The sequence below is a fragment of the Holospora curviuscula genome, from assembly GCF_002930195.1.
GTDB lineage: Bacteria > Pseudomonadota > Alphaproteobacteria > Holosporales > Holosporaceae > Holospora > Holospora curviuscula.
In genome coordinates this window covers 143,252-146,470 of sequence record NZ_PHHC01000078.1, presented here as the reverse complement: position 1 = coordinate 146,470, position 3,219 = coordinate 143,252, and the positions used below count along the sequence as shown (strand labels likewise).

Annotated in this window: 3 protein-coding genes; all 3 read left to right on the top strand. The window is 51.6% G+C overall.

The window, feature by feature from the left end:
* Nucleotides 1–166: 166 nt before the first annotated feature.
* On the top strand, nucleotides 167–2,125 hold the full coding sequence (locus HCUR_RS02380; RefSeq protein ID WP_104206573.1) for a hypothetical protein: 1,959 nt from the start codon (nucleotides 167–169) through the stop codon (nucleotides 2,123–2,125).
* Nucleotides 2,126–2,138: 13 nt separating this feature from the next.
* Nucleotides 2,139–2,990, top strand: coding sequence for a hypothetical protein (locus tag HCUR_RS02375; protein WP_243397254.1), 852 nt, complete (start codon nucleotides 2,139–2,141; stop codon nucleotides 2,988–2,990).
* Nucleotides 2,978–3,219, top strand: a 242-nt coding sequence (locus tag HCUR_RS08320) for a hypothetical protein (RefSeq protein ID WP_207760877.1), incomplete at its 3' end; no start/stop codon positions are given. The genes HCUR_RS02375 and HCUR_RS08320, both read left to right, overlap by 13 nt.

The window sequence follows — 3,219 nt, the reverse complement described above, 5'->3', positions numbered from 1 at the left end:
TACTCAATTCAAAAAACTTTGGAAGAGGTAAAAGAAGGAGAAGGACAAGAAGCATTTAACTGTGCTGTTATTGGAATTTCGTGTCCGATTCCTTCTGTAACTTTTGAAGACGAACCTATTTATAAAATCGCTTTTTTCCGACAAGAATTCCTAAAACTCCATGGCCATGATGGCTAAACTCTTTTGGATGCGCTTTTCCTTTTGGGTAGACAAGAAGGAGGATACGGGCTCCAGTTCGGTGTTTCATTCCTCTTGCATTGAGGCTCGCGAGAAGCTCCTTCTGAGCCCCGCCCTGGGGCAGGATGGATTTGAGAAAGTTTCGGTGACCCGAGACAGTAAGATTCTGCAGAAAACCCAGGCTCACCAAGGCCAAGGCATCGATTACGTCGAGTGCTCGGTGCAAGGGAGGCTTAGTGTGGATACGCCGCACCTGGAAGTCGTTTCTAAGACGGGCCAGCGTCCCTCGGGCCTAGAGGTGGCGCCCCGGCCAGAGTTTACCGAGATTCATCACACGGTCCTGCCTTTCATGACTGAGGAAGCCCAGCCTCCTCGTACCACTGTTAAGCCTGCCTTCAAGGCCGCTCTGGGGGTGGGCATTGCAGCTCTGGCAGGGGCCAGCGGAGGGATTGCCTCTGGCGTGCTTGCAGCTTGCGCTCAGGCCTTCATCCAAAAGGGAGGTCTTGAGTCTCTGGCCAACCACGAATCCCTCCAGCTCTCGGATATGCTCAAGGCAGCGGGAAAAAGCCTTGCAGTGCAAGGGCTAAGCTTAGGGGTTGGGGACTTGGGCAGCGCCGGGAACTTGGTTAAGACGACGGCGGCCCATAGCTTGGTGTATCAGGAAAATCCTGTAAAAACCCTTGCCCGCCAAGGTATTCTTCAGATCTCCGCCGCAGGAGCCTCAGAGATCGGCCAGGCCTATCGTAGCGGCCTTTCGGGGCTGGAACATAAATTGCTCCACGGAGCTCTAGCTATGGCCTCCACATTGTCTCTCCAAGCTCTTAATTCCGGCTCTATTGACTGGAATCAGGCCCTTTTGGCGGCAGGCGCCACCATGGCGGCGGAGAGTTGTGCGCAGGGCGTTACAGAAGGAATTCGAGACCAATTGCCTCAAAGAGCCCAGGGGGAAGGGCAGGAGGCCTACACTGAGCGCTGTCAGGAGGCAGCCCAGGCGTTGGCAGGTCGGGCTGTGGCCTCGTTAAGAATTCTCCTAGCTACGGGGTTAGCCTTGGCGGGCAAGGATTCCCGAGACATCCAGGCCTGTGACACCGCGGCCACCACTGGCTTGGAGGAAAATTTTGTCATCACCATTCTGGCAGTAGCCTACGATGTAGCCCAGGGCGTAAAAGACGTGGGCGATGAGATCCAGGAGGGCAATTACTGGAGCGCCGCCGCTCAGGGGGCCCTAGCTGTCGGATCCGTAACCTTGGATCTAGCCAGCGCAGGGGTGGGGAGCACCCTGGCCAAGGCAGGAGTCCGCTTGGCGCGAAACGCCTTAAGCACCGAAAAGGGCCCGGGGATGCTGAAAAAAGAGGGCGCTCACCCCACCGGTGCCCGCAGAAAAATAGAGGAAAAACAGCGGCAAGAACGGGGGCTTATCCGGGATAAAAAAGCCCCGGCTCCAGAAAATCCAGGGCAAACCGCCCTGCAAAAGGCCGACCAAGAACGGCTTGAGCTGAAGGGGCAAAAAAAGGTAGACCAGGTGCATCCGAAGTTTACCGAAGAGGTGGAAAAGGCTATGAAAGATAAAAAGTTTTTCCACAAAAAGGTACTTCCCGATGGTAGAGTTAGATTTTATAAGGAACATAGACCAGCAGGAGACCCCAATCCAAACGCCTTTACCAATGGCGGTAACACCTATGTCCGAGAAATCAATCCTCGAACAGGAGAGACTCGCTCTTGGCAGGAATCCTACCAAAAACCTAGTCAAGCCAGACCAAAAGAACCCAGAGGCGAGGCACCACAAAATGATTTACATGTAGTACAGATTCATCCTAAACCTCCTAAAGTAGATGGTGTAGAGCCTGTAGTCCAACATTATCCACCAACTCGTGGTGAGTTACAGCAATTTGAAAGTGGAACACTTCCCAAGCTGAATACTAATCCCAATCCTTTAGAAAAAAAGTAGGAGGGTAGGGTATATGTTAGGAAAATATTATTATAAGTATGTTTTTAGTGATAATACGGCCAATGAGAAAACAAAAAATCCAGATTGGCGGAATTGTACCCGTTATTTAGCAGGGTTTTTGCTGAAGGTATTATTGTTGAATGAGTGGCGGGACTACTATTATCCCAAGTATGAATGGACTTACGAATTTACCAGGGTTGTGGATGATTTTTTTGGATTATTTGAATGGGGCAAGGATATTTCAGGAAAATCTATTTATGATTGTTTCCAAGAAGAAATTGAAAAGGGCCAAGATCATTATCCAGATCAGTCATTGATGGTGTATATTGCGGAGAGTGCTATTCTTGGAGATTCTATTAATGCGGACATCCTGGAATGCATCGCCATCACCAACGATCTCTTTATTGGGCGTCGTAGCAGCGATGACATGTACAGCGCCTTCATGACCCATGCCCCCTACGATCCCAGCATCAAATGGCCCTGCCACCCCCATCATGACACGCTGTGTCCCAGTTTTCATCGGGCCATTCAGCCCTATCTTCAAGGTCAAGACCCACCCCGGAGTCAGGCGGTGATTTGGGTGCCTTTTCCTATTTTGAGGTTTGCCTTTTTTGCCAAGGAGGTGGCACTTTTTAGTCGGCCTTTTGACGGGATGCGAGGAGTCGCTTGGGAGCAACTAGAGCAGCTGGACAGCCGCCTCATTCACCCGGAATATTTCTTTATTTTGGCTCGGGTGCTGGAGTTGGAGGACACTCCGGAATCCCGGAACAGCTTGGATATCCTGGCTAACAACCTGTTCTTGGGGGAAAAACCCTTGACTCAAGCCTGGGTGGAAGGACCTCAGGAGGCGCCGTGGCTGCGATGAAATTTTGGACCTTCCTAACTCAACTTTGGAGTCAGTTTAAGGGCCAGGTGCGCATTGAGGCTCGCGAGAAGCTCCTTCTGAGCCCCGCCCTTCGGCAGGATGGATTTGAGAAAGTTTCGGTGACCCGAGACAGCAAGATTCTCCAGAAAACTCAAGCTCGCCAAGGCCATGGGGTGGACTACCTGGACTGTTCTGTTCAAGGTCATTTGGAGGTCGATACGCCGCACCT

Bases quoted from the DNA above. Each gene is read 5' to 3' on its own strand.
- HCUR_RS02375 (WP_243397254.1), top strand. From the start codon at position 2,139: ATGTTAGGAAAATATTATTATAAGTATGTTTTTAGTGATAATACGGCC.
- HCUR_RS02380 (WP_104206573.1), top strand. From the start codon at position 167: ATGATGGCTAAACTCTTTTGGATGCGCTTTTCCTTTTGGGTAGACAAG.